Source organism: Enteractinococcus helveticum (assembly GCF_001657475.1).
In the GTDB taxonomy this organism is placed as follows: domain Bacteria; phylum Actinomycetota; class Actinomycetes; order Actinomycetales; family Micrococcaceae; genus Yaniella; species Yaniella helvetica.
On the sequence record NZ_LXEY01000005.1, the window covers coordinates 17,393 to 38,600 of the forward strand.

The 21,208-nt window shown below is 57.1% G+C and carries 18 protein-coding genes and 3 tRNA genes; 15 read left to right on the forward strand and 6 right to left on the reverse strand.

Translation table 11 applies throughout. From position 1 onward, the window contains the following. Positions 1 to 3: 3 nt before the first annotated feature. A tRNA-Thr gene (locus tag A6F49_RS00680) sits at positions 4 to 76 on the forward strand. Between the two features lie 75 nt (positions 77 to 151). On the opposite strand, the gene A6F49_RS00685 is transcribed toward A6F49_RS00680, so the two are convergent. The 5 genes from A6F49_RS00685 to A6F49_RS00705 form a co-directional block, all read right to left on the reverse strand. After that, positions 152 to 1,672: an MDR family MFS transporter gene (locus tag A6F49_RS00685; protein WP_268751158.1), complete on the reverse strand. Its 1,521-nt coding sequence runs from the start codon at positions 1,670 to 1,672 to the stop codon at positions 152 to 154. Positions 1,673 to 1,730: 58 nt separating this feature from the next. Continuing rightward, positions 1,731 to 2,363 (reverse strand): TetR/AcrR family transcriptional regulator, encoded by a 633-nt coding sequence (locus tag A6F49_RS00690; RefSeq protein WP_043056698.1) that lies wholly within the window; start codon positions 2,361 to 2,363, stop codon positions 1,731 to 1,733. Positions 2,364 to 2,451: 88 nt separating this feature from the next. Further along, positions 2,452 to 3,180, reverse strand: coding sequence for a TVP38/TMEM64 family protein (locus A6F49_RS00695; RefSeq protein WP_052504653.1), 729 nt, complete (start codon positions 3,178 to 3,180; stop codon positions 2,452 to 2,454). 51 nt (positions 3,181 to 3,231) lie between these two features. Further along, a complete protein-coding gene (locus A6F49_RS00700) occupies positions 3,232 to 3,687 on the reverse strand; it encodes a hypothetical protein (RefSeq protein ID WP_235604795.1) in 456 nt (151 codons plus the stop codon). A gap of 11 nt (positions 3,688 to 3,698) precedes the next feature. Further along, the gene (locus tag A6F49_RS00705) at positions 3,699 to 4,724 is read right to left on the reverse strand and encodes an NAD(P)H-quinone oxidoreductase (protein ID WP_235604796.1); all 1,026 of its coding nucleotides are present in this window, start codon (positions 4,722 to 4,724) and stop codon (positions 3,699 to 3,701) included. Between the two features lie 102 nt (positions 4,725 to 4,826). Here A6F49_RS00705 and A6F49_RS00710 point away from each other — a divergent pair. The 13 genes from A6F49_RS00710 to A6F49_RS00770 all read left to right on the forward strand — a co-directional run bounded on the left by A6F49_RS00710 (position 4,827) and on the right by A6F49_RS00770 (position 18,973). Further along, positions 4,827 to 4,914: transfer RNA gene (locus tag A6F49_RS00710), tRNA-Ser, on the forward strand. Between the two features lie 982 nt (positions 4,915 to 5,896). Beyond that, on the forward strand, positions 5,897 to 7,189 hold the full coding sequence (locus A6F49_RS00715; RefSeq protein ID WP_150119318.1) for an MFS transporter: 1,293 nt from the start codon (positions 5,897 to 5,899) through the stop codon (positions 7,187 to 7,189). A gap of 279 nt (positions 7,190 to 7,468) precedes the next feature. After that, positions 7,469 to 9,127 carry an SLC13 family permease gene (locus A6F49_RS00720; RefSeq protein ID WP_043056700.1) on the forward strand — a complete coding sequence of 553 codons (1,659 nt, stop codon included), beginning with the start codon at positions 7,469 to 7,471 and terminating at the stop codon, positions 9,125 to 9,127. Between the two features lie 181 nt (positions 9,128 to 9,308). Beyond that, on the forward strand, positions 9,309 to 10,079 hold the full coding sequence (locus tag A6F49_RS00725; protein WP_043056701.1) for an IclR family transcriptional regulator: 771 nt from the start codon (positions 9,309 to 9,311) through the stop codon (positions 10,077 to 10,079). A gap of 97 nt (positions 10,080 to 10,176) precedes the next feature. Continuing rightward, the gene (locus tag A6F49_RS00730) at positions 10,177 to 11,367 is read left to right on the forward strand and encodes a 4-hydroxybenzoate 3-monooxygenase (RefSeq protein ID WP_043056702.1); all 1,191 of its coding nucleotides are present in this window, start codon (positions 10,177 to 10,179) and stop codon (positions 11,365 to 11,367) included. Positions 11,368 to 11,395: 28 nt separating this feature from the next. After that, entirely contained in the window at positions 11,396 to 12,205 is an 810-nt protein-coding gene (pcaH, locus tag A6F49_RS00735; protein WP_043056703.1) for a protocatechuate 3,4-dioxygenase subunit beta, read from the forward strand. Beyond that, a complete protein-coding gene (gene pcaG / locus A6F49_RS00740; protein WP_043056704.1) occupies positions 12,195 to 12,788 on the forward strand; it encodes a protocatechuate 3,4-dioxygenase subunit alpha in 594 nt (197 codons plus the stop codon). Before pcaH ends, pcaG begins: the two co-directional genes overlap by 11 nt. A gap of 97 nt (positions 12,789 to 12,885) precedes the next feature. After that, positions 12,886 to 14,277, forward strand: coding sequence for a lyase family protein (locus A6F49_RS00745; protein WP_150119319.1), 1,392 nt, complete (start codon positions 12,886 to 12,888; stop codon positions 14,275 to 14,277). After that, a complete protein-coding gene (pcaDC, locus tag A6F49_RS18945; protein WP_043056705.1) occupies positions 14,274 to 15,473 on the forward strand; it encodes a bifunctional 3-oxoadipate enol-lactonase/4-carboxymuconolactone decarboxylase PcaDC in 1,200 nt (399 codons plus the stop codon). The genes A6F49_RS00745 and pcaDC overlap by 4 nt, the downstream gene beginning before the upstream one ends. A 191-nt stretch (positions 15,474 to 15,664) precedes the next feature. Beyond that, the gene (locus A6F49_RS00755; RefSeq protein WP_043056706.1) at positions 15,665 to 16,858 is read left to right on the forward strand and encodes a thiolase family protein; all 1,194 of its coding nucleotides are present in this window, start codon (positions 15,665 to 15,667) and stop codon (positions 16,856 to 16,858) included. 10 nt (positions 16,859 to 16,868) lie between these two features. Beyond that, positions 16,869 to 17,573: a 3-oxoacid CoA-transferase subunit A gene (locus A6F49_RS00760; protein WP_043056707.1), complete on the forward strand. Its 705-nt coding sequence runs from the start codon at positions 16,869 to 16,871 to the stop codon at positions 17,571 to 17,573. A gap of 1 nt (position 17,574) precedes the next feature. Continuing rightward, complete coding sequence (locus A6F49_RS00765) at positions 17,575 to 18,231, forward strand: 3-oxoacid CoA-transferase subunit B (protein ID WP_043056708.1); 657 nt, start codon at positions 17,575 to 17,577, stop codon at positions 18,229 to 18,231. Then, positions 18,215 to 18,973 (forward strand): IclR family transcriptional regulator domain-containing protein, encoded by a 759-nt coding sequence (locus A6F49_RS00770; protein WP_043056709.1) that lies wholly within the window; start codon positions 18,215 to 18,217, stop codon positions 18,971 to 18,973. The genes A6F49_RS00765 and A6F49_RS00770 overlap by 17 nt, the downstream gene beginning before the upstream one ends. On the opposite strand, the gene A6F49_RS00775 is transcribed toward A6F49_RS00770, so the two are convergent. Next, positions 18,970 to 20,883: an AMP-binding protein gene (locus A6F49_RS00775; protein ID WP_043056710.1), complete on the reverse strand. Its 1,914-nt coding sequence runs from the start codon at positions 20,881 to 20,883 to the stop codon at positions 18,970 to 18,972. The genes A6F49_RS00770 and A6F49_RS00775 overlap by 4 nt on opposite strands. Positions 20,884 to 21,079: 196 nt before the next feature. On the opposite strand from A6F49_RS00775, the gene A6F49_RS00780 reads away from it, so the two are divergent. Next, positions 21,080 to 21,167 (forward strand) — tRNA-Ser (locus A6F49_RS00780). Positions 21,168 to 21,208 lie beyond the last annotated feature (41 nt).

Here is a 21,208-nt window from a genome sequence, read left to right on the forward strand (position 1 = left end):
CACGCCGACTTAGCTCAGCTGGTAGAGCAGCTCCCTCGTAAAGAGCAGGTCACCGGTTCAAATCCGGTAGTCGGCTCTGGTCCCTTGAAGAGGTAACCACCCCGGAACCCCAACGATTTTGTGGGTTCCGGGGTATTTTTCTATCTCGTGGTTATGAAGCGTCAGACGCGCTTGCGGCGTCCTCAGGAGCGTTCTTTGGCACCGGGCGAGAACTACGAATAAAGAACGCCCCGATGAACCCGATCGCGGCGATGGTACCCGCCACGAGGAAGGAAATGTTGACGCCCTGAACGAGGCCTTCATTGCCGTGAACCGCAGGGTCGAGCGCGGTTCCCGTCATCACGGTTACCAGCACAGCGGTTCCTACCGAGGCTGCCACCTGACGCATCGTGTTGTTTAGCGCCGTTCCGTGCGGAATCATCCGCTGCGGCAGCTGGTTCAGCGCAGCAGTCGTGACAGGCATGATGACCATGGCCGTACCGAACATCCGAATTGCGTTGAATATTGCCAGATAGGCAAATGAAGTTTCCGGTGTCAGCGCGGTGAACATCAGCGTCGAAGCAGCAAGCAATCCGAAACCGGCAACGGCTAACCATTTGGCCCCAAAACGGTCGAAGACTCTACCGGTCAACGGGGACATCAAGCCCATGATGACTGCCCCGGGAAGCAACATGAGTCCAGATTCGGTGGCGGTGAACCCCGCCATATTCTGCATGTAGAGCGGCAGAATAATCATCCCGCCGATCATGGCAATGAACACTGCCATACCCAAGAGCGTGTTCAGTGTGAACATTGGATTTTTCAGGATCCGCAGCTCCAACATGGGCTCCGACAGCGTGAGCTGACGCCAGATGAACAAACCGAGGCTGATCAACCCGATAATGAGCGGGACTAGAACTTCGACACTGCCCCACCCGGTATTTCCTGCGTTGCCGAACCCCAAGAGCATCCCGCCAAAGGCAAAGGTGGATAGCACGATAGACAAAACATCGAGCCGAGGGTTCGTTGATTCAGTGACGTTATCGAGGATGAAGTATGCAATGATCATGTCGAGGATCGCAATAGGCAGCATGATCGCAAAGAGCGTCTGCCATGGGAAGTGCTCAACTATCCACCCCGACATGCTCGGTCCAATGGCCGGTGCAAAGGAAATGACCAGCCCGAATGTACCCATTGCTTGGCCGCGTTTATCCATCGGGAAGATGGCAAACAAAATGGTCTGCATCAGCGGCATGATAATGCCACCACCGGCTGCCTGAATAAATCGTCCAGCTAATAAGACCGGATAGGTCGGTGACAGCATGGCCAATAACGTGCCCAGGGTAAAGAGCCCCATGGCAGCAAAGAACAAGTTTCGTGTGGAGAACTTCTGAATCAAAAACGCTGTCACCGGAATCATGATCCCGTTAACCAGCATGAACATCGTGGTAACCCACTGTGCTGAGTTCGCGGTGATGCCAAAATCTTTCATCAACGCGGGCAGCGCCGTGTTCATTAACGTCTGGTTGAGGATCACCACGAATGCCCCGGAAACCAACGTAGCCAGAACAACATTGCGGTTCACCGGTTTGCGGCGGCGTGATTCTTCAGCTTTGAGATTGGTCTGTTCATGCTGCGCCTTGTTATACCGTGCTTCCACGGTCGGAATAGATCCGGTGATTTCACTAGCCAATAGGGGGTCCTTCTCCTGAGAATCTTGCGATGTCGTGTCGTTGCTTACCTGCCCACCATCAGCCGGTTGGCTCGGGATGTTGCGCCACAAGTCCAAGGTGGTCTAATTGTTTAAATGTCGTCTCGAGCAAGCCATACAGGGGCAGCTCACCTTTACGAACCCACTGCCGTACTGCCACGCGAGTCGCGCTCATCACCACTGCGGCCAGCAATTGTGGGGTGATATCGTCTTCAGCGTCCACGCCCATGCGTTCCGCGAGCGCGTCAGCAAACATGCGCTCAACCTGCGCGATTTTGCCCAGGTGATGTGCCATCAGTGACGGATGACTCTGGGTGAGCCGCTGCCGTGCCAGCACCCGCTCACGGTTCACCGGATCTGCGCCGAAATAGTCGCTGTGTATTACGGCCTGGCGCAGGGCTTCAAGAGGTGGTTCTTCGCTGGGACGTTCCAATAGCAGCTTGCAGACCTGGTCTGCGCTTTCGGCAGCTTGCGTGACCAAAGCGTCTTCTTTGGAGGCAAAGTAGTTGAAAAAGGTTCGTGGCGAGACGCCTGCGGTTTGCGCAATGGCCTCAACCGTGAGATTTTCGAGACCATTTTCCATCGCGAGGTCTAATGCAGCATCCCGGATAGCGCGACGAGTTTCCCGTTTTTTCTGTTCCCGACGTCCTAATCCCTGTGCATGCTCTGTCATAGGTTTCAAGACTAAACAAAATCTTGCACTCACTGCAAGTTTTTATTCTGGATCGTCTCTCAGCATAGGCACGACGCCGTTTCAGCAGTTAGCCGTTGGCAGGTTCCGGCGACTGGTCTTTGACAAGCCGCCACCGGCGGTACGCCCACCACGTCATCACCAACACAACCGCCCAGCCGATACCAACGACGACGCCATTTGCCACGTTGGGATCGGAGATGAAACTGCCGATGGCCACTAGTGAGACCTGACCGGGAATGATCGCCAGTGCGCTTGCTAACAGGTAATCGGGTTGGCTCACACCAAACGCTCCACTGCCGTAGTTCACTGGCCAATATGGAAATCCGGGTAGCAGCCGCAGCATCACCACGGCTTGAAAGCCAGCCTGGTTCAGATGTCGTTCCGCAGTGCGATAGTGAGATCCCAGCAGTCGTGCGGTGGCCTGTCGTCCTAACCCTCGGGCGATCCAATACGCGCCCCAGCACCCAATAAAGACACCAATCACCGACAGGATGCTTCCTTCGAAGGTGCCAAATAATAGACCACCGGTGACTGCCATAACAGTCACAGGGATGGGCGTGAGGGCCACCAGGGCATAGGTTCCAATAAACACTAACCAAGCAGCCCAGCCCCAGGAGGCGATCATCTGCTGCAGCGAATCGGCAGAGGGCAGACGAACGTTAAAGGCCAACCACAACAGGACCAGCAGCACGATAATTAAAACGGTGTTGCGGATGATTGAGTCCCAGTGGATTCCACTGTCTTCGGCGGTACGATCCGTCGTCGGCTCAGTGGGACCTTCGTGTTCAGATGCCATGGCTTTACTGTAGCCGCGTCAGGCTCATGCCGCACTGAACAGTGCTGATACTCACTCCTCGGGGTGGGTCAGCTGAGCGGCTGCGCGCACGGACTCGAGAACTTTCTCAGCACGCCGTCCGACTGTAGCAATGCCGGCTTGGCCACGCTTATACATCGCTGCGGCTTGCGCGGTGGCTGCCAGGTCGTTTGCAGCCCGGGACAGGTACCGATGAACATCATCAGCGCCGGCGGGGACATCGAGCTCATGCTCGCCGTAGCGTCGACGTGCCAGCATGCAAACGGTACGCACCGTGGCCAAGGCCTCGGTTAAGATGTTGCCGGCATTAATCAATCCGTTGAGTTCTTCTTGTGTGAGGTCGCCGGGTCGCTCGGGATCAATAATCTGCCAGTACCGATCCAGAGATCGCGCGAAACGGTCATGAGCCTGGCGCCACAGCTGGGTACCAAGCTCCTTATCTAAGGTTTTTGCCTCACGACGGCGTGCAAACGGACGGGGTCTCATCATTCTTTAGTGTCTCACATTGTCAACACGATTTTCCCTACCCGGTCCGATTCGCTAAACCGCTCATAGGCTGCGGCAGTCTCGGCTAACGGGAAGGTTTGGGCAATGAGCGGATCAATGGTCCCATCTGCATACAGTGGCCAAATATGTTCGACGACGCCACTAAGAATTTCACCTTTTTCAGCAGGCGTGCGTGGGCGCAGCAGATTTCCGGTCAAAACCGCTTGTTTTGCCACCATGCGCAGGAAGTTCACCTCGCCTTTCACCCCGCCCTGGGTGCCGATGACGACCCAGCGGCCGCGGTGGGCCAGCGCGCGCATATTGTCCTCTGCATAGTGGCCGGCCACGATATCGAGAATGATATCAACGCCATGCCCCTGGGTGAGCTCTTGGACGCGGTCGACAAAATTCTCAGTTCGGTAATTGATCCCGTGGGCACCTAAAAATTCGATGTAATCGACTTTGGCATCCGACCCTGCGGTCGCAATGGGCTTGCCACCCATGGCTTTGACCATTTGGATCGCGGTGGTCCCGATGCCTCCGGCACCACCGTGGATCAGCACCCAGTCTCCAGCTTGAAATTGCGCGGTCATAAACACGTTGAACCACACGGTGGCAGTAGTCTCAACAATGCCTGCGGCCTCAATAGCATCGAGTTGGTCCGGAATTGGCGCGAGTTGCCGGGCATCGACGGCGACATATTCGGCATAGCCTCCCCCTGCGAGCAAGGCGCACACACGATCATCAATATTCCAGGCTGTGACGCCGTCGCCAAGTGCGGCAACTTTTCCCGCGACTTCAAGGCCGGGAATATCGCTGGCACCTTCAGGAACGTTGTAACCCCCGATGCGTTGCAGTAGATCCGCGTTATTGATACCCGCTGCTTCGACTTTGATGAGCACTTCACCAGCTTGTGGCGCGGGTACTTTGTGGTCCTGCACTTGAATATCGGCAGGAGCGTCTTTGGTGGCTTTCTGGGTTCCTTGCTGCGGAACAAATCCTATGGCTTGCATCTGTGAAGGTAATGGCATGTCTTTCATCTTCTCCAGTTCCTTCCACGGAGGTCAATATGTGGTTTATTTCGGTGAGCGATCCCCGATTATGCTTCGACTCCCTCAAGCAGGTACAATGTAACCTCGTCTGGATGGTTGTCCGAGCGGCCGAAGGAACTGGTCTTGAAAACCAGAGGGCGGCGACCCCGTCCCGGGGGTTCAAATCCCCCACCATCCGCTGTTGCCCCGAGTCGCGACATCATTGACAAGTGAATCGCGACAGGCGCGACGAAAGCCGCAGAATTTATTTTCTGCGGCTTTCGTCGTTTCCGGGATCGGTCCATGGATCGTCCGCCCTGCCGGAAGTTCGAATTCTTTCTGGAAGGCCACCAGCGCAAGCAGAGAGTAATTTACATCGCGACCAAGTTGTCTGGCACGGAATTGAGGCTCACAGAGTGGGCTTGAGTGCGCCGATACAGATCCGGGTCTGTGCAATCGGTCTTGTAACCCTGCGTGACGAATTGCGCCGGCGCCTGATCGCCCGGTAGCGGATGACACAAGTGAGCCTCAGTGGCACTTTCGTATACACCCACTCACTCAAGCTTCTGGTTAGCAATCGAGAAGACTGCATGAGTGGCACCGGGCACATATTGCGGTGAATGTTACGAGATTTCAGCCCTCAATGAACCAGCTCAAAGATTCCGCAATGGTGGACTAGTGGACACTTTTCAGTTGTAAATTTGAGCTTTCCTGCAAACAACTCTAGGCGCACTCCAAGAATCGCTTATCCCTAGGTGGGCACTACCTTTCAGCGCAGTATCAGGACGTTGCATCGCCCGCATATTTGCGCCGATTTGTGACAGTAAAAGGCTCCTGTTGAGAATTGCAAGTTCGACCCGGAATACGCCGGAATTATGACCAGCCGAGTTTACAAATCGGATTCAGCCGTTATTGTTGAAAGTGGGTCAAGCCACTTCGCTCACCAAGGAACCTGAGGCGAGGGGCATAAGAAAGCAGGCTGGGAAGACCCGCGTTATGGCGGGGGAAGAAGCCGCTTTGTAAGTTTCACCAACGAGACTTTGACCGCGTCAAGAAGCGCAATCTTGATGCGGTTATTTTTGATGCGATTTTCGGCCCAGGCCGACTGAGTACGGAGGTAAGTGCGACTGCGACAACACTGATCTGCGCTGATACCCACTCGACTTCTGGAGGATTATTTTTTGAAGACTGAAACGACAGCAAGCACGGTAAAGAGTAAGCCGAGGCGACGTACGGGTGGCATAGTCATCACGATCTCGACGCTATTGGCCTTCTCATACGGACTACAAATGTATGCGGTAGTTCCTGCCTACTCGACGCTGACCACCGAATTCGGTCTCAGTTACTCCCAGGTCGGACTCATGGTGTCACTGTGGTTCTTGGGTTATGCACTGGCACACATACCGGCAGGATTCGCTGCCGCTGCCTGGGGACTGAAACGGGTTGCCGTTTGGGGCGGCATTATCACCGCCCTTTCTAGTGGACTCATTGCAATGGCAGGCTCCTATGGATTCATGTTGACCGCCCGGTTCATTGGCGGGCTCGGCATGTCGTTAGTAGTTGCTGCGATCTTTCCGCTGGGCAACTACTGGTCAAAACCAGAAAACGGCAAACTTGTTGCCGGAATTCTCAATGGCATTGGCCTGACCGGTGGTTCTGCAATCGGCCTGTACGTCTGGACAGTCTTGATGGAAGGCATGGGCTGGAGAAGCGCTTTGTGGGTTGCAACCGCTGTAGGTCTAGTCATCGCTATTGCGGCGGCCTTCCTTATCGAAGTCCCATCTCATATGGATGAACTGGAAGGTGACGAGTTCAGCTGGCGCTCGACCATGCAGGTTCTGAAGTCTAAGACCATGTGGGGCATCGGTATTGTCTCGGTCGCCGCTTATGGTGCATTCTTTACGGTATCTCAACTGGGTCCTGGCTTTGCCGAGTCCGAACACGGCTTCAGCTCGACCAACGCAAGCCTGTTGGGCTTGGTCATGCTGCTGGTTGGTATTCCAGGTTCCATTCTGGGTGGCATCTTCGCCGATCGTGCGAAGAAATTCCTGTCGACCCTTTGGGTTCCAGCAGCCATCATCGTTGTCCTGCTTGCTCTGATTCCACTGGTCAACAGTGTGGTGCTGTGGGTCTTGCTGTCCCTGATCGGCATCTTCGGCATGATGTACTTGTCCCCTGCCAGTGTGTCCCCTTCGGAATATCCCGAAGAAGTTTCTAGCCAAGACTTCGCCACCGCGCTGGGTCTGGTCTTGACCCTTGGCAACCTAGGTGCCGTGGTCTTCCCATACGTCTACACTCTGGGTACCCAGTTGGGTAGCTCTGCACTGGGCTGGTGGCTGATCGCCGGTCTGTCCGCCCTCAGTCTGTTGGGCATTCGGATGGCCAAGGAATCTCGCACCCCCGAGAATCTGAAAGTTCGAGAAGGTATCAAGGAACGGCAACAATCCCGTAAGGATATGGTCAGCATTTCCTAGTACGACCTCCATGTCGCAAAGGCGTGATGCAGCAAATGCTGCATCACGCCTTTGACGTTTCTGGCTGTCTAACCAAAACGAAACCGAGTGAACTGCTGAACAAACGGGCTGAGCCACCGAAACCACAAGTGCCACCTGCAGTGGTATTCCAGGCCGGTCGCGAGGTGTCGCGCCGCACCCTTTGAGCTAGGCCTTAGACTCCTCTAACCTGACGAGGACGGATGCCGACCCAGTCGCTGGATTGACCCGACTGCCACGCCCAGTCCTGGAGGAACAGCCATGACCGACAACGAATCCTCAAACCAAGCCGCCACCCGTTCCGATCACGACAACCCGACGCAGCAGAAAGCATCAGACCAAGAACTCTCCGAAGGAATGCGTGCCAAGGCGGTAAGACACAGTGAATATCGACGCCGCATCATTGGTCTGATCGGCGGTGTGCTCGGGGCGGTTCTGATCTTCTGGCTCATGTCAACCGAACTGGATGTCTGGCCCAGACTCACGGCAGCCACAGCAGTGCTCATGGCAGTGTGGTGGATGACCGAGGCTATCCCGATTCCGGCCACAGCACTATTACCGCTAATTATTTTTCCACTAGCGGTACCTGCTGAAGAATCCGACGGCGGTGTCACAGTCTCAGCGGTCGGGGCTAACTACGGCAATGACGTCATCTTCTTATTTATGGGTGGTTTCTTACTTGCCCTGGGCATGCAACGGTGGAATTTACACCGACGTATCGCGCTCATGGTGTTGCAATGGATGGGCTCCAACACCAAGGCACTGATCGCCGGGTTTATGATCGCCACTGGATTTCTATCGTTGTGGGTCTCAAATACGGCGACCGCAGTCATGATGTTGCCCATTGGCATTTCGGTGCTCTTACTGGTCAAACGCATGGCCGATGGCGAAGACACTCAGCAAGTAATCGATAATGGTGCAGAGACTGAAGCCACTTCGGAAGAGACACAGACAGTAGCAAAAACAAATTTCGGTACCGGTTTGATGCTGGCAATTGCCTACGCGGCCTCTATCGGTTCCCTCGGCACGATCATTGGCACCCCACCAAACGCCCTACTGGCAGCACATATGGCTGCCAACCATGATCTGGAACTAGGCTTTGGACGCTGGATGCTGGTGGGTGTCCCGCTATCGATCGTATTAATGTTCGGTGCCTGGTTCATTTTGACCAAGGTCATGTTCAAACCCGAAATGGACAACATCCCTGGCGGTGCTGAGCTCATTCGCAATGAGTTCAAAAATCTTGGACCGATGTCCAGAGGCGAACTGACCGTGTTGATTGTCTTCATCGTCGCAGCCGTTTCCTGGGTCTTCGTCCCGTTGATCTCGGAATACATCCTGGGATTGGAGGAACCTTTGATTTCCGATGCCGGTATTGCCATGGTCGTTGGACTTGCAATGTTCCTGCTGCCTGGCGGGGCTGCCGAAGGGGTCCGGCTATTGAATTGGGATACCGCGCTGAATCTACCCTGGGGTGTACTCTTGCTGTTCGGGGGCGGTCTTGCGCTGTCGTCGCAGTTTTCAGACTCCGGGCTATCCGAATGGTTAGGAGTTCAAGTGGAGGGCCTGGCTGGCGCTCCAGTATGGATTCTGGTTGCCCTGTGTGCGGTCGGTATTCTGATCCTGACGGAGATGACATCAAATACCGCGACCGCCGCGACGTTCTTGCCGGTAGCCTCCGGGATTGCATTGGGCACCGGGGTCGAACCGTTGATGCTCACGGCACCGGTTGCGTTGGCAGCCACCTGCGCGTTTATGCTGCCAGTAGCCACCCCGCCCAATGCAATCGCTTTTGGTTCCGGGTATGTCACGATTGGCCAGATGGTCAAAGGTGGTGCGCTGATTAACGTGCTGGCCGCCATATTAATCACGATCACGGCCATGACCTTATTGGTCTGGGTTTTTGGTATCGCCTACTAACGCAGCGAACAAGCATGCTGCATCGGGCGCCTTAGACTGGGGCAATCCCCAATCGCTAGCTTTTCCCAACCTGCCTTAGGGCAGAACCAAACAGTCCTATATTTGAGGCTTAGTTGCTGAAGGCAGCAGTACGGTCTCTGAAGATTCTTCATCAGCGCGAAGCGCTACACTCGGTGGAAGAATGACCAAACCTGCCAAAGACACCGTACTGGACCGCGTGCTGCGCATCCTGTCAGCTTTTGATGCCCGCCGGCGGCACCTGTCCGTAGCCGAATTATGCCAGCTGGCCAATATCCCCTTAGCATCGACGTATCGTCTTGTGAGCCAACTGGCACAAGAAGATATTGTCACCCGCTATCCGGATGGCACCGTGGGGTTAGGTATGCGGTTATGGGAATTGGCCGCACGCTCTTCACCGGCAGTGAGTCTTCGAACCGCTGCCATGCCATTTTTGGACGACGTCCAAGCAATCTTTCGTCAACACACCCAGCTATCGGTTTTAGACGATCACGAAGTCCTTGTCGTCGAACGCCTTTCCTCACGCAACTCGGTGGTCAATCAAGCCACGGTGGCGACGCGCATGCCGATTCACACGGTGTCGATGGGTCTTGTCCAACTTGCATTCCAACCATCCCACGTCGTCGATGGTTATTTTGCCATGTATCCGGAGGCAATGCAGGTTAGTTATCCCAGCTCCGGCAGCATCATCAATACTCTGGCAAAGATTCGTCGTGAGGGATTTGCGATGCTTGATGGCATGCTCGACGACGGTACCACCGGTGCCGCGGTGCCGGTGTTCGACAAACCTTCAGGAAGACATCGGGTAGCGATCGCGGCCATCTCAGTGGTCATTCCTGATGATTTCGAACAACGTTCCGCCGTCATTCCGGTGTTAATGGCCGCCTCACGCGGACTTACCCGCGCACTGTATCCCGTCACTGAACCGAAATGATTCTCACTCAATGAGAATGCAGTGGCGCACACCACGGGTTGTGTCAGACACTTGGAGAGATACAGAACACCTTGAGGATTCATCGGCAGGAGTTTGAGTGACCATACAAACCGAAACCACGCAGGTGGGCATTGTTGGCGGCGGCCCAGCCGGACTGATGCTCTCGCATTTGCTGTCCCGAGCTGGCATTGACAACATCGTGTTGGAAGCCCGCGACCACGAGACCATCAAGAACACGCACCGCGCCGGGATCTTAGAGACCGGGGCCGTGGAGATGCTTACCGACTACGGGGTGGACTCTCGGATCAAAGAGATCGGCTACGAGCACCACGGGATCGATCTACGCTTCAACGGTGAATCCCACCGGATTAACTTCAAAGAACTCGTTGATGCTTCGGTCTGGCTCTACCCACAAAACGAAGTTTTTGTTGACCTGGCCGCGGCCAGGTCTCGTGACGGGGGCGATGTACGCTATGAACATACCGTCATCGGCGTGGAAGATGCCGAAACCGATCAGCCGAAGATCCGATACACGGATCATGAAGGCAACGAAGGCGTCATTCAGGCACGCATTATTGTTGGCACCGACGGCTCTCGCTCATTCTGCCGTCGCGCGATCCCATCCGAGACGCGTCAAGAACACAAGATCGAATATCCCTTTGCCTGGTTTGGCATCCTCACCGAGGCCCCGCCAAGTGCAGAAGAACTCGTCTATGCGAACTCGCCTCGCGGGTTTGCACTGATTTCACAGCGCAACGAAACCGTCCAGCGTCACTATTTCCAGTGCGATCCTGACGAAAATCCAGATGACTGGACCGAAGATCAGATCTGGGACGAGCTGCAGGCTCGGGTTGATGGCCCGGATGGCTTCCAGCTCAAGCGCGGTCCGATCTTTGATAAGACCGTTTTGAAATTCCGCTCGTTTGTAGCCGAACCGATGCGCTGGGGTAACCTGTTCTTAGCCGGTGATGCCGGTCATACCGTTCCGCCAACCGGTGCGAAAGGGCTCAATCTTGCGTTTGCTGACGTCAAGATTCTGTTTAACGCATTGGAGGAATTCTTCAAGTCCGGCAGCACCACCGGAATTGATAATTACTCCGAAACTGCGCTCAAGCGTGTCTGGAAAGCCCAGAACTTCTCGTACTGGATGACCAGCATGCTGCACACCCGTGATGACGCCACCTCATTTGAAGCCCGTCGAGCCATCGGTGAACTCCAAACCGTGGTCGGTTCCAAATATGGTCGTCAATATCTAGCCGAATCATACTGTGGCTGGCCGCACGAATAACCCACCGATACGACGAAAGGATTGCGAAGTGGCTGAAGATACCGCACGCCTGGATCCACAGGCAACCACCGACCCGCAAGAAACCATCGACGCCGAAATCGCCCAGATCGAAGGCGATTACCGCGCCGGTGTCGAAGCAGATCCATCCAAAGAGGAATCCCAGCCACGGTTGAATTACCCACCGTACCGCTCCTCGCTGCTGCGCCACCCGACCAAAGACCTGCACCACACCGACCCGGAAACCATTGAGCTGTACTCGCCAGCTTTTGGTCACCGCGACGTGCACCTGCTGGAATCGGATCTGACCATCCAGCACAACGGTGAACCCATCGGTGAACGCATCAAGGTTCGCGGTCAAGTCGTGGACGGCAACGGTCGTCCAGTGCGTGGTCAGCTCATCGAGATCTGGCAGGCCAACGCCGCCGGGCGCTATATTCACAAGCGCGACCAGCACCCCGCCCCAATCGATCCGAATTTCTCGGGTGTCGGCCGTGCAATTACCGGTGACGACGGATCCTATGAATTCACCACGATCAAACCGGCCCCATATCCGTGGAAGAACCACCACAACGCCTGGCGTCCGGCCCACATTCACTTCTCGCTGTTTGGTACCGATTTCACCCAGCGCATGATCACCCAGATGTACTTCCCGGGCGATCCGCTATTCCCACTGGACCCGATCTACCAGGGCATCACCGATCAGAAAGCCCGCGATCGTCTGGTAGCAACCTATGACCACTCGGTAACTAGCCACGAGTGGAATACCGGCTACACCTTTGACATCGTATTGACCGGATCCCAGCGCACCTGGATGGAGGACGAAGACCATGACCACTAATGACCTGACCCCAACACCCGGCCAAACCATTGGCCCATTCTTTGGCTACTTCAACGCCGCCGAAAACGTCCACCTGCCGTTTGAAAACGGCCAACACCTAGTCCCTGTCAGCGATGACCGCGCTATCCAGTTGACCGGTACCGTCTACGACGGCGCGGGCGAACCGATCCCCGATGCCATGCTGGAAATCTGGCAGGCCGATGAACACGGCAATATCCCCAACCAGGATGGTTCGCTGATCCGCGACCCATTCGCCTTCACCGGTTGGGGCCGAGCCACCACTGATAACGTGGGCACCTACCGTTTCACCACGGTCGAACCTGGCCGAACAGAAGACGGCAAACCACCGTTTATTCACATCGTCGTTTTTGCTCGCGGGATCCTCAATAAACTCCACACCCGCGCCTATATTCCAGACGCCGATGGTTTGGAAAATGATCCCACCATCGTGGCCCTGGGTGACCGCGCCGAAACCGTCATCGCCAAGCGCGACGGCAAACGCCTGATCTTGGACATTCACATTCAGGGTGACAACGAAACGGTCTTCTTCCAGTTCCCTGGCATGACCTATCCGAAACCATAGGTTTCACTTGACTGATACCCGCCCGTTTTCTCGGGCGGGTATCGTTGTGTCTCAGACCATTTGCAGAAAGGGATACACCCACGTGTACGATTTCGGCTTGCTCAGCCCCGTATGGGCCGGTACCCGCGCGGCAGAACTCACCTCCGATACCGCCTTCGCCCAGGCAATGCTCGATGTCGAAGTGGCCTGGTGCACCGCGCAGGTAAAATTCGGCACCGCACCCGAATCCATCACCGCCGCGGTAGCCGCTGCTGGTGATATCGACGACTATGACCTGGTCGCCATCGCCAACCAGACCCCCAACGGGGCCAATGCCCTGATCCCATTGCTGGCAGCAATGCGAGACAAGGTCGCCGCAACCAATGCCGACGCCGCAGCCTATGTGCACCGGGGTGCGACCTCCCAAGACATTATCGACACGGCACTGATGCTGCTGACCGCACGGGTGGGTGAGCATGCCCTTGGGCACCTGAAAACTTCGGTGCGACAACTCACCGACCTGGCAGCAGCACATGCCAACACCGTGATGATCGGCCGCTCGCTGGATCAACACGCCCAACCCATCAGCTTTGGCTACCGGGTATCCCAGTGGATTGAAGCTCTTGGCAGCGCCGGGCAACACTTTGAGACCACGCTTGGCAACCTCCCGTTGCAGTGGGGCGGAGCCGTGGGGACCTCAACCTGGTGGGTCGATTACTTCCGGGCCGAGCAGCCCGAGAACGATCCCATGTCGTTGGTCAACCGCCAGCGCGAATTATTGGCCGAAGAACTTGGATTATTCCCGGCCTCGGTGTGGCATGCCAACCGCATACCGGTCACCACCGTCGCCCAAGCCGCATTCCAGATGGTTGCCGCCGCAGCAAAACTTGCCAACGACGTCCTCACCGCAGTCCAGGCAGAGCATGCAGAACTGGCCGAACCCACCGCACCGGGCCGGGGCGGCTCCTCGGCCATGCCGCACAAAAACAATCCGGTGCTATCCATCCGATTGAAATCCGCGGCCCAGGTGGCAGCCGGTGACCTCAATACACTACACACCGGCGTCATCGCCAATACTGCCGAACGTGCCGACGGCGGCTGGCATACCGAGTGGGCCGCGTTGCGCGATCTGCTGCGAACCACCGGTGCTGTCACTGAGATTCTTGCCGAGCTGACCGGCGGGCTGGAAGTTTTCCCCGAGGCTATGCGTCGCAACCTGGACATTCACGGCAATTATCTGATGCTAGGCCGGATCACCCAGTGGCTCGGGCCGGTGATCGAAGCCCACGGCGGTATGTCAGAGGGCACCGGGAAACAATTCGTCCAGACAACCTGTCAGCAAGCCATTGCCAATGGCGATGACCTGGCCGAGACACTTGTGGCCAACCTGCCCGAAGGTCTGGTGAGTGTCGATGCCGTCAACAAAGTATTAGATCCTTCCGGATACATGGGAGGAGCCGCGACCATCGTGGCAGAAGTCAATTCGCGTTATAGAAAGTGGAGCATATGAGCCAACCTACGATCTCCGGTATTCAATTCACCGCACCAGATTCAACCAAACCACTGCTGGTTTTGGGCCCCGGGCTGGGAACCGCCGTTGAACCGCTATGGGGCAAAACCGCCCAACTGCTGGCCGAGCACTATGAAATCATCGGCTATGACCTGCCCGGTCATGGACGCTCCGAACCATCCACCGAACAGTGGACCTTGGACGGACTCGCCGACGCCGTTGCCGCACTGACCAGCGAAGCTCGCGGAACCACCGACCGCCAGGTGTTTTTTGCCGGGGTCTCCCTGGGCGGTGCTGTCGCCCAGCGTCTGGCATTACGCTACGGGGACCTCTTTACCCGCATCGCCATGGTCTGTTCCTCACCAAAATTCGGTACCGCACAAGCATGGCAGGAGCGCGCCGAGTTCGTCGCCAAAGCCGGAACCCCAGCAATGGTGGAACGCTCTGCTAAGACCTGGTTTGCCGATGGATTCATTGAACACAACCCCACCGATTCGACTGCACTGTTGCACTCGCTGCAAAACGCCGAGCGCTTCTCGTATGCCCACGCCTCGATCGCCCTATCAGAATTCGATATGTCTGATGAGCTGGCGCAAGTTTCCACTCCCCTGCTCGCCCTGGCCGGTGAAAAAGACCCAGTCTCACCACCCGAGCATGCACGGACCGTGGCTGCAGCAGTCCAAAACGGTCAGGCGGCAGTGTTAGAAAACGTCGCTCACCAGGGCCCGACCGAAGATCCAGAAGGCACCGCAAAAATTCTGCACGCGTTCTTCTCGGGCCAAAACGTTGAGCAGCACGACGGCGACCAAACCATTGGCGAAATTTACGACGCCGGGATGGTCGTTCGTCGTGAGGTCCTCTCGGACGCGCACGTCGATCGAGCTACGGCCAACGCCGATGAGTTCACCTCAGACTTCCAGGAAATGATCACCCGCTACGCCTGGGGCACCATCTGGACCCGCCCGGGCCTGGATCGCAAGATGCGTTCGGCGGTCACCCTGACTGCGATGGTCGCCGGGAAGTACTGGGATGAGTTGGCCATGCACGTCAAGGCTGCCCGCCGCAACGGTCTCACCGTCGATGAGATCAAAGAGATCCTGTTGCAAACCGCCATTTATTGTTCGGTTCCTGCCGCCAACGTCGCATTCTCCGTGGCCAAACAGGCTCTTGCCGAATACGACGAACAAGAAGGCTAAGGACTCGCAAGGCCAAGGGCTCGGTTCAATCACACGATTGGACCGAGCCCTTCGTTGTTCGCCTGTGATGCATTCGTCACACAGGCTTTCGTTGTGTGATCTTCACCGCTATACTAAAAGAGTCACAGAACGAACTTCTGTTCGCACAACGAACATAAATCACGACCTTTGCTTCAGGCTCGGAAGGAATCATGCAGCAGGTATATGTTTACGACGCGGTACGCACCCCGTTTGCAAAGATGGGCGGCGCGCTCGCCAAGGTCCGCCCGGACGATCTGGCCGCCACCGTTATCACCAAACTTCTAGAACGCCACCCAAACCTTGATCAGACGAAGATCAACGACGTCGTCTTTGGCAATGCCAACGGCGCCGGTGAAGAAAACCGTAACGTCGCGCGCATGGCGACCCTGCTGGCCGGGCTGCCCACCTCCATCCCGGGTGTTACCGTCAACCGCCTGTGTGGTTCCTCGCTGGATGCCGCATTCCACGCCAGCTACTCGATTGGTGCCGGCGATAATGACCTGGTGATCACCGGTGGCACCGAGTCCATGTCGCGTGCCCCGTACGTGGTACCAAAACCTGAACGCGCCTTCCCTGCCGGCAACAGCCAGATGGTTTCCACCACGTTGGGCTGGCGCCTGGTTAACCCGAAGATGCCTGCCGAATACACGGTCTCGCTGGGTGAAGCCACCGAGCAACTCGTGGAAAAATACGGTGTCTCGCGCGAACGCCAGGACCAGTTCGCCGCTCAGTCCCACCAGCGCGCATATGCCGCCTGGGAAGCCGGGCACTACGACAACCTGGTTGTGGCCGTTGACGACGTGACTCGCGATGAAACCATTCGCCCGGAGAGCACACCGGAAACCCTGTCCGGTCTGCGCACGGTCTTCCGGAAAGAAAACGGCACCGTGACCGCCGGTAACGCCTCGCCGATGAACGACGGCGCCGGCGTGGTGCTGATGGGCTCTGAAGCCGCCGCCGAAACCCTGGGCGCCGATCCGCTGGTGCGCGTCGTCTCGCGCGGTGCGGCTGCTAATGAACCACAGTACTTCGGTGAAGCTCCAGTTCCTGCTGCCAACCTGGCGCTGAAACGCGCGGGTATTACCTGGGATCAGGTCGGTGCCATTGAACTCAACGAAGCATTTGCCGCCCAGGTGATCGTGAACCTGGATTCCTGGGGCATTGCCCTGGATGACGAGCGCGTCAACGCCTGGGGTGGAGCAATTGCTCTGGGTCACCCGCTGGGTGCTTCCGGTTCGCGTGTGCTGGGGACCCTGGCACGCCGTCTGAAAGCAGAAAACCGCCGCTGGGGTGTCGCTGCACTGTGTGTCGGCGTGGGCCAGGGCGTTGCGATGGTTGTTGAAAACGAAGACGCCACTGAGTAAAGGAAACGATATGACCAAGATTGTAGAATCCGCTGCGCAAGCCGTCGCCAATATTGACGACGGATCCACGATCCTGATCGGTGGTTTTGGTAATGCCGGTCAGCCCATGGAATTAATTGGTGCCCTGCTTGAGGGCGGGGCCAAGAACCTGACGATCGTCAATAATAATGCTGGTCAGGCCGATGAGGGTTTGGCGCTGTTGATCAAAGAACGCCGCGTGGACAAGATCATTTGTTCGTTCCCACGCCAGTCCGACTCCTGGCACTTCGATGAGGCCTACCGTGCCGGGGAGATTGAACTTGAGCTCGTTCCGCAGGGCAACCTGGCCGAGCGGTTGCGCGCCGCTGGTGCCGGTATTGGGGCGTTCTTTAGCCCAACCGGTTACGGCACGATGCTGGCCGAGGGCAAAGAAACCCGTGAAATCAATGGGCGCAACTACGTGCTGGAATACCCCATCCACGGCGATGTGGCACTGATCAAGGCGTTCAAGGCTGACGAGAAGGGCAATCTGCTCTACCGCAAGACTGCCCGGAACTTCGGTCCCATGATGGCCACCGCCGCTAAGCAAACCATTGTGCAGGTCGAAGAGATCCTGCCTACTGGTTCCCTGGATCCAGAAAACATTGTGACCCCGTCGATTTACACCGACGTGATGGTGGCCATCGAAACCGAATCGAGCGCCCTGGCCGCCCGTGAACAAGGAGCAAAGAACTAACATGCTACGTGATGAACGCGTTGACCGTAATACCCTGGCCGAAATTGTTGCCGGTGACATCGAACCCGGTTCTTTCGTCAACCTGGGCATCGGCCAGCCCACCCTGGTCTCCAACTACCTAACCGCAGAACACGACGTCACCCTGCACACCGAAAACGGGATGCTGGGCATGGGTCGCGCCGCCGAAGAGGACGAGATTGACGGCGATCTGATTAACGCCGGCAAAATCCCCGTCACCGAAACCCCGGGTGCGGCCTTCTTCCACCAGGCCGACTCATTTGCCATCATGCGCGGCGGCCACCTCGACGTGTGCGTGCTAGGTGCCTTCCAGGTGTCAGCCACCGGCGACCTGGCCAACTGGCACACCGGTGCACCGGATGCCATCCCCGCGGTGGGTGGGGCCATGGACCTGGCCATCGGCGCCAAACAGGTCTATGTGATGATGAACCTGTTCACCCGTGACGGCGAGATCAAACTCGTGCCTGAAGCCACCTACCCGTTGACCGGTGTTGGCTGTGTGTCACGGTTGTACACCGACCACGGGATCTTTGAACTGTCCGAGTCTGGCACCGTGACCGTCAAGGGCCTGTTCGGGTTGACCTTCGAACAACTGCAGTCCAAGTCGGACATCGAATTTGTTGATGCAACAGGAAACTAATTCCGCACTGTTCGTCCAGTCGTTTGCCCGGGGCCTCGAAGTCATCGAGGCCTTCGGGCAAACGCCGAAGATGACGCTCACCGAAGTTTCCGAAGCCACCGGGCTCTCACGAGCCACGGTGCGACGTTTTGTCCACACGTTGGTCAGCTTGGGGTACATGCGTGCCAATGATAAACACTTTGCGCTCACTCCCAAGATCATGAACCTGGGGTTTGCCTACCTTGCTTCCCAGCCACTGGTTGAACTGGTCGACCCGGTGTTAGCAAACCTGTCTCAACAGCTTGGGCAATCCACGTCGGTCTCGGTATTAGATGGCACCGACGTCGTCTATATTGCCCGCCAGGAAACCACGTCCATCATGCGAATTAACATCACCGTGGGGACTCGGTTTCCGGCCTATGCGACCTCAATGGGGCGCATCCTGTTGGCCGGGCTCGACGCCGAGGAACTGAACGCGTATTTCGCCACGGCTGACCTCACAGAGGTGACCGATCGGACGATCACCGACGAAGCCACCCTGCGCACCGAATTGGCTCGAATTCGACAGCAGGGCTATGCCGTGGTCGAAGAAGAACTCGAAGTTGGCTTAGCTTCCGTGGCTGTGCCGATCGTTAATCGTGCCGACACCACGGTGGCAGCCATGAATACCTCGGTTGCCGTCACCACACAGGCTCCCGAGGATCTCACCGAGTTGTTACCCCCGCTGCAGGCAGCTGCGGCCGAGGTCTCCAACGCGCTCTAGGACTCCCAACGGGTCGCCTGTAAAGCAAACGTATCCAGGACCCCGGCGTCATCAATGGTCGCCGGGGCTGCTACATCTTCACCCTCCACAATCGAGCGCATCGTACGCCGCAGAATCTTGCCCGACCGTGTTTTCGGCAGAGCTGAAACCACATCAACATCACGAAATGCCGCCACGGCACCGAAATCTTTGCGCACTTTCGCAACCAATTCTTTGGCCAACTGCTCGGGCGAAATATCAGCATCTGCCGTCAGCACCACATAGGCCACCGGTTTTTGGCCCTTGAGCCCATCCGTCACCCCGATGACCGCGGTCTCAGCCACTGCCGGATGCTCAGCAATCACCGACTCCAGCGTGCCGGTCGACAACCGGTGCCCGGCCACGTTGATGACGTCGTCCGAACGCCCCAGCACAAAGACATAGCCGTCGTCATCGATGTATCCGGTGTCCCCGGTTTCGTAGTAGCCGTCAAACGCCGCTAAATACGATAAGTGGAACCGTTCTGGTTCGCCGTATAGCCCGACCATTGCCCCCGGAGGCAGCGGCAGCTTGATGACAATATTGCCCTCGGTCCCCTGCTCGACGGGCTCCCCCAGTGGGTTCACGATCCCCACGTCATACCCGGGTACCGGCACGGACGGCGAGCCAGCTTTCAGTGGCATCGGCGCTAAGCCGCGCAGATTTGCCACAATCGGCCAGCCGGTTTCCGTCTGCCACCAGTGGTCCACCACCGGTTTGCCCGTGACCGTGCCCAACCAATGGTAGGTGTCCTCGTCCAGACGCTCTCCGGCCGAGAAAATAGTGGTCAGGTTCGACATGTCGTAGCGCTGCCACTGTTCTCCCGCAGGGTCGGCGGCTCGAATCGCGCGATAAGCGGTTGGGGCCGAGAAGATCATCTTCGCGCCGTGTTCTGAGGCCACCCGCCACAACGCTCCCGCGTCCGGTGTGCCCACCGGCTTGCCCTCATACATCACCGTGGTGGCACCCGCTACCAGCGGCGCATAAACAATATAGGTGTGTCCGACAACCCACCCGACGTCGGAGGCCACAAACATCACCTCGCCCGGCGCCACATCATAAATATTTGGCACCGACCAGGCAGCAGCCACCGCGTAGCCTCCGTGGTCGCGAATCACGGCCTTGGGTTTGGATGTGGTCCCGGAGGTGTGCAACAGATACAGCGGGTCGGTGGCAGCAACCGGCACCGCATCCACCGGCTCGGACGTCGAGAGTTGCTCATCGAAATCCAGCCACGATACATCAAACTCTGTGATCGTGTCGTCAATTTCGTCACGCTGTTTCACAATGACGACGTCGGGCCGGTGAGTGGCCAGGCCGATGGCTTCGGCCACATTGGGGAGATAGCGCACGGCGCGGGAGGGTTCTAATCCACCGTTGGCGGCAATCAGGGCTTTTGGTTTGGCATCGTCCAACCGCGTGGCAACTTCTTTCGGAGCGAATCCGCCAAAGGTCACCACATGGATGGCGCCAAGACGTGCAACCGCCAGCATGGCAATCAGTGCTTCAGGGATCATGGGCATATAGATCAGTACTCGATCACCGCGCTCGATGCCCTGGGCCCGCAGTGCCCCGGCAAATCGGGCCACCTGATCAAGCAGTTGTGCATATGTATACGTGATCTGCTGCTGCGTCATGGCAGAGTCCCAGATCAGCGCGGGCTGATCGCCTCGGCCCTCAGCAACCCACCGGTCAAGCGCCTGATACGTGATATTGAGGCGCCCATCCGGAAACCACTTCCACTGTGCTTTCCCGTCGTAGTCAAGCGCGGTGGTGGGCTTGGTGTGCCAGTCCAGTGCGCGGGCTTGTTCAAGCCAGAACGCCTCGGGTTGCTGACGGGCACGATCAAATGTTGCTCGGTATGTCGCTGTTGGGTCTTGCTTGTGCACCATGTTGCGTCTCCATTGCCCATCTCAACCGCGCCGGTTGACTATGTATACATTGCGTGCATCACACAATAGCCTTTCGTGATGCACCTTACATAGCAGAACGGTAGTTGCGACACGACGAACGGTTCGTTTTGCTGAAATCGATTCCATTGGATATGGTAAGAGGGTTATTTGAACGCATTGTGCTGTTCGGTAGCCCGGAGGCGTGCCAGAGAGGCCGATTGGACTTCACTGCTAATGAAGGGTCTGTGTAACGCGGACCGGGGGTTCGAATCCCCCCGCCTCCGCCGCGAGAGCCCTGCAAACACTTCGGTGGTTGCAGGGCTTA

Bases quoted from the DNA above. Each gene is read 5' to 3' on its own strand.
- A6F49_RS00690 (WP_043056698.1), bottom strand. From the start codon at position 2,363: ATGACAGAGCATGCACAGGGATTAGGACGTCGGGAACAGAAAAAACGG.
- A6F49_RS00695 (WP_052504653.1), bottom strand. From the start codon at position 3,180: ATGGCATCTGAACACGAAGGTCCCACTGAGCCGACGACGGATCGTACC.
- A6F49_RS00700 (WP_235604795.1), bottom strand. From the start codon at position 3,687: ATGATGAGACCCCGTCCGTTTGCACGCCGTCGTGAGGCAAAAACCTTA.
- A6F49_RS00705 (WP_235604796.1), bottom strand. From the start codon at position 4,724: ATGAAAGACATGCCATTACCTTCACAGATGCAAGCCATAGGATTTGTT.
- A6F49_RS00720 (WP_043056700.1), top strand. From the start codon at position 7,469: ATGACCGACAACGAATCCTCAAACCAAGCCGCCACCCGTTCCGATCAC.
- A6F49_RS00725 (WP_043056701.1), top strand. From the start codon at position 9,309: ATGACCAAACCTGCCAAAGACACCGTACTGGACCGCGTGCTGCGCATC.
- pcaG (WP_043056704.1), top strand. From the start codon at position 12,195: ATGACCACTAATGACCTGACCCCAACACCCGGCCAAACCATTGGCCCA.
- pcaDC (WP_043056705.1), top strand. From the start codon at position 14,274: ATGAGCCAACCTACGATCTCCGGTATTCAATTCACCGCACCAGATTCA.
- A6F49_RS00755 (WP_043056706.1), top strand. From the start codon at position 15,665: ATGCAGCAGGTATATGTTTACGACGCGGTACGCACCCCGTTTGCAAAG.
- A6F49_RS00760 (WP_043056707.1), top strand. From the start codon at position 16,869: ATGACCAAGATTGTAGAATCCGCTGCGCAAGCCGTCGCCAATATTGAC.
- A6F49_RS00765 (WP_043056708.1), top strand. From the start codon at position 17,575: ATGCTACGTGATGAACGCGTTGACCGTAATACCCTGGCCGAAATTGTT.
- A6F49_RS00770 (WP_043056709.1), top strand. From the start codon at position 18,215: ATGCAACAGGAAACTAATTCCGCACTGTTCGTCCAGTCGTTTGCCCGG.
- A6F49_RS00775 (WP_043056710.1), bottom strand. From the start codon at position 20,883: ATGGTGCACAAGCAAGACCCAACAGCGACATACCGAGCAACATTTGAT.